Origin of the sequence: Microbacterium sp. KR10-403, assembly GCF_040196215.1 — a bacterium.
Classification (GTDB): Bacteria; Actinomycetota; Actinomycetes; order Actinomycetales; family Microbacteriaceae; genus Microbacterium.
In genome coordinates this window covers 1-5,145 of record NZ_JBEGDC010000009.1, presented here as the reverse complement: position 1 = coordinate 5,145, position 5,145 = coordinate 1, and the positions used below count along the sequence as shown (strand labels likewise).

Annotated in this window: 3 rRNA genes; all 3 read left to right on the top strand. The window is 56.1% G+C overall.

Going from position 1 to position 5,145, the window contains the following annotated elements:
• Positions 1 to 1,447, top strand: a 16S ribosomal RNA gene (locus ABMQ42_RS18120); the annotation flags it as partial.
• Positions 1,448 to 1,824: 377 nt separating this feature from the next.
• A 23S ribosomal RNA gene (locus ABMQ42_RS18115) occupies positions 1,825 to 4,936 on the top strand.
• Positions 4,937 to 5,022: 86 nt separating this feature from the next.
• A 5S ribosomal RNA gene (gene rrf / locus ABMQ42_RS18110) occupies positions 5,023 to 5,139 on the top strand.
• The last annotated feature ends 6 nt before the right edge of the window (positions 5,140 to 5,145 follow it).

Genomic DNA, 5,145 nt, shown 5'->3' with positions numbered 1-5,145 from the left:
AGCTTGCTGGGTGGATTAGTGGCGAACGGGTGAGTAACACGTGAGCAACCTGCCCCGGACTCTGGGATAAGCGCTGGAAACGGCGTCTAATACTGGATATGAGCAATGGCCGCATGGTCTGTTGTTGGAAAGATTTTTCGGTTTGGGATGGGCTCACGGCCTATCAGCTTGTTGGTGAGGTAATGGCTCACCAAGGCGTCGACGGGTAGCCGGCCTGAGAGGGTGACCGGCCACACTGGGACTGAGACACGGCCCAGACTCCTACGGGAGGCAGCAGTGGGGAATATTGCACAATGGGCGCAAGCCTGATGCAGCAACGCCGCGTGGGGGATGACGGCCTTCGGGTTGTAAACCTCTTTTGGCAGGGAAGAAGCCTTCGGGTGACGGTACCTGCAGAAAAAGCACCGGCTAACTACGTGCCAGCAGCCGCGGTAATACGTAGGGTGCAAGCGTTATCCGGAATTATTGGGCGTAAAGAGCTCGTAGGCGGTTTGTCGCGTCTGCTGTGAAATCCCGAGGCTCAACTTCGGGTCTGCAGTGGGTACGGGCAGACTAGAGTGCGGTAGGGGAGATTGGAATTCCTGGTGTAGCGGTGGAATGCGCAGATATCAGGAGGAACACCGATGGCGAAGGCAGATCTCTGGGCCGTAACTGACGCTGAGGAGCGAAAGGGTGGGGAGCAAACAGGCTTAGATACCCTGGTAGTCCACCCCGTAAACGGTGGGAACTAGTTGTGGGGTCCTTTCCACGGATTCCGTGACGCAGCTAACGCATTAAGTTCCCCGCCTGGGGAGTACGGCCGCAAGGCTAAAACTCAAAGGAATTGACGGGGACCCGCACAAGCGGCGGAGCATGCGGATTAATTCGATGCAACGCGAAGAACCTTACCAAGGCTTGACATACACCGGAAACGGCCAGAGATGGTCGCCCCCTTGTGGTCGGTGTACAGGTGGTGCATGGTTGTCGTCAGCTCGTGTCGTGAGATGTTGGGTTAAGTCCCGCAACGAGCGCAACCCTCGTTCTCTGTTGCCAGCACGTAATGGTGGGAACTCAGGGGATACTGCCGGGGTCAACTCGGAGGAAGGTGGGGATGACGTCAAATCATCATGCCCCTTATGTCTTGGGCTTCACGCATGCTACAATGGCCGGTACAAAGGGCTGCGATACCGTGAGGTGGAGCGAATCCCAAAAAGCCGGTCCCAGTTCGGATCGTAGTCTGCAACTCGACTACGTGAAGTCGGAGTCGCTAGTAATCGCAGATCAGCAACGCTGCGGTGAATACGTTCCCGGGTCTTGTACACACCGCCCGTCAAGTCATGAAAGTCGGTAACACCTGAAGCCGGTGGCCCAACCCTTGTGGAGGGAGCCGTCGAAGGTGGGATCGGTAATTAGGACTAAGTCGTAACAAGGTAGCCGTACCGGAAGGTGCGGCTGGATCACCTCCTTTCTAAGGAGCAACTGAGTGCCTCGCCTTTGGTGGGGTGCTCCAGTACCCGGTTCCACACCGAATGTGTGTGGTCGGGGCTCATGGGTGGAACATTTGACATGATGCCGGAACCAAGGGTTCTGCTTAGTACGCTGCTTCGGCAGTTGGAGGGGTGGGGCCGGCGGTGCCGGTGTCTGCACGCTGTTGGGTCCTGAGGGACCGGGCCTGTCGCCTTCGGGTGGCGTGTTCTTCCCTTTGGACCTGTTCTGGTTTCCCTTTTGGGGGTGGCCGGGCAGGTACCGCCCGTACGTTGAGAACTACACAGTGGACGCGAGCATCTTAAAGAATAGATGATTTTTTCGGCTCACAGCTTTTTGTTGTGGGTCGTGCTCATGTGATTTCAAGTCTTTAAGAGCAAACGGTGGATGCCTTGGCATCTGGAGCCGAAGAAGGACGTGGCAATCTGCGATAAGCCTCGGGGAATTGGTAAGCGAGTTTTGATCCGAGGATTTCCGAATGGGGAAACCCCGCCAGGCGGCGTGCCGACCTGGTGACTCCCGCCTGAATGTATAGGGCGGGTAGAGGGAACGTGGGGAAGTGAAACATCTCAGTACCCACAGGAAGAGAAAACAACAGTGATTCCGTGAGTAGTGGCGAGCGAAACCGGAAGAGGCTAAACCCAGCGTGTGTGATAGCCGGCGGGCGTTGCATGTTGGGGGTTGTGGGACTTTCTTGACTGTTCTGCCGGACAGTCGGCGTGACAAGAGCGTATAGGCGAATCGTCTGGAAAGGCGGGCCGTAGCAGGTGATAGCCCTGTAGCCGAAATGCGTGTTCTTGGCGTGGAGAGTATCCCGAGTAGCACGGGGCCCGAGAAATCCCGTGTGAATCTGTCAGGACCACCTGATAAGCCTGAATACTCCCAGATGACCGATAGCGGACAAGTACCGTGAGGGAAAGGTGAAAAGTACCCCGGGAGGGGAGTGAAATAGTACCTGAAACCGTTTGCTTACAAACCGTTGGAGCCTCCTTAGCAGGGGTGACAGCGTGCCTTTTGAAGAATGAGCCTGCGAGTTAGCGATACGTGGCGAGGTTAACCCGTGTGGGGTAGCCGTAGCGAAAGCGAGTCTGAATAGGGCGTTCAGTCGCGTGTCCTAGACCCGAAGCGAAGTGATCTATCCATGGCCAGGCTGAAGCGACGGTAAGACGTCGTGGAGGGCCGAACCCACTTAGGTTGAAAACTGAGGGGATGAGCTGTGGATAGGGGTGAAAGGCCAATCAAACTTCGTGATAGCTGGTTCTCTCCGAAATGCATTTAGGTGCAGCGTTGCGTGTTTCTTGCCGGAGGTAGAGCTACTGGATGGCCGATGGGCCCGACCAGGTTACTGACGTCAGCCAAACTCCGAATGCCGGTAAGTGAGAGCGCAGCAGTGAGACGGTGGGGGATAAGCTTCATCGTCGAGAGGGAAACAACCCAGACCACCATCTAAGGTCCCTAAGCGCGTGCTAAGTGGGAAAGGATGTGGAGTTGCCTTGACAACCAGGAGGTTGGCTTAGAAGCAGCCACCCTTGAAAGAGTGCGTAATAGCTCACTGGTCAAGTGATTCCGCGCCGACAATGTAACGGGGCTCAAGCACGCCACCGAAGATGTGGCATTCACACTTTGCGATAGGCCTTCGTGGTCCAGTCGTGTGGATGGGTAGGAGAGCGTCGTGTGCCGGGTGAAGCGGCGGGGTGACCCAGCCGTGGACGGCACACGAGTGAGAATGCAGGCATGAGTAGCGAAAGACGTGTGAGAAACACGTCCTCCGGAAGACCAAGGGTTCCAGGGTCAAGCTCATCTTCCCTGGGTAAGTCGGGACCTAAGGCGAGGCCGACAGGCGTAGTCGATGGACAACGGGTTGATATTCCCGTACCGGCGAAGAACCGCCCCAGTCAATCCAGTGGTGCTAAGAGTCCTAGCCAGGATGTGCCTGATCCCTTCGGGGTGATGGTGTTCTGGTGAACGCTCGACCCCATGCTGGTGCGGCTAGCGTATTAACAGGTGTGACGCAGGAAGGTAGCCCAAGCCAGGCGATGGTTGTCCTGGTGCAAGTGCGTAGCCCGACTCCTAGGCAAATCCGGGAGTCATATAAGGGTGAGACACGATGCGGATGAAAAGTGGGTGATCCTCTGCTGCCAAGAAAAGCATCGACGCGAGGTTCTAGCCGCCCGTACCCCAAACCGACTCAGGTGGTCAGGTAGAGAATACCAAGGAGATCGAGAGAATCGTGGTTAAGGAACTCGGCAAAATGCCCCCGTAACTTCGGGAGAAGGGGGGCCATCCACTTATTAGGTTTTACACCGAAAGGGTGTGGTGGCCGCAGAGACCAGTGGGTAGCGACTGTTTACTAAAAACACAGGTCCGTGCCAAGTCGCAAGACGATGTATACGGACTGACGCCTGCCCGGTGCTGGAAGGTTAAGAGGAGCGGTCAGCCTTACGGCGAAGCTGCGAATTTAAGCCCCAGTAAACGGCGGTGGTAACTATAACCATCCTAAGGTAGCGAAATTCCTTGTCGGGTAAGTTCCGACCTGCACGAATGGCGTAACGACTTCCCAACTGTCTCAACCACGAACTCGGCGAAATTGCATTACGAGTAAAGATGCTCGTTACGCGCAGCAGGACGGAAAGACCCCGTGACCTTTACTACAGCTTGGTATTGGTATTCGGTGTGGCTTGTGTAGGATAGGTGGGAGACTGTGAAGCCCGGACGCCAGTTCGGGTGGAGTCATTGTTGAAATACCACTCTGGTCACTCTGGATGTCTAACTTCGGACCGTGATCCGGTTCAGGGACAGTGCCTGGTGGGTAGTTTAACTGGGGCGGTTGCCTCCTAAAGAGTAACGGAGGCGCCCAAAGGTTCCCTCAACCTGGTTGGCAATCAGGTGGCGAGTGTAAGTGCACAAGGGAGCTTGACTGTGAGACTGACAGGTCGAGCAGGGACGAAAGTCGGGACTAGTGATCCGGCAGTGGCTTGTGGAAGCGCTGTCGCTCAACGGATAAAAGGTACCTCGGGGATAACAGGCTGATCTTGCCCAAGAGTCCATATCGACGGCATGGTTTGGCACCTCGATGTCGGCTCGTCGCATCCTGGGGCTGGAGTAGGTCCCAAGGGTTGGGCTGTTCGCCCATTAAAGCGGTACGCGAGCTGGGTTTAGAACGTCGTGAGACAGTTCGGTCCCTATCCGCTGCGCGCGTAGGAAGTTTGAGAGGATCTGACCCTAGTACGAGAGGACCGGGTTGGACGAACCTCTGGTGTGTCAGTTGTTCCGCCAGGAGCACCGCTGATTAGCTACGTTCGGGATGGATAACCGCTGAAAGCATCTAAGCGGGAAGCCGGCCTCGAGATGAGACTTCCATGGGCCTTGTGCCCGAGAGGCTCCCAGCTAGACTACTGGGTTGATAGGCCGGATGTGGAAGCACGGTAACGTGTGGAGCTGACCGGTACTAATAAGCCGATGACTTGATAACACTTTCCATCGCTTCTGCGATGATGTTCGCGTCCACTTTGTGGTTCTCGATGTGCGGTCGAGAACAGATTGACATATCCATAGAGTTTCGGCGGCCATAGCGAGAAGGAAACGCCCGGTCACATTCCGAACCCGGAAGCTAAGCTTCTCAGCGCCGATGGTACTGCAGGGGGGACCCTGTGGGAGAGTAGGACACCGCCGAACATTTTT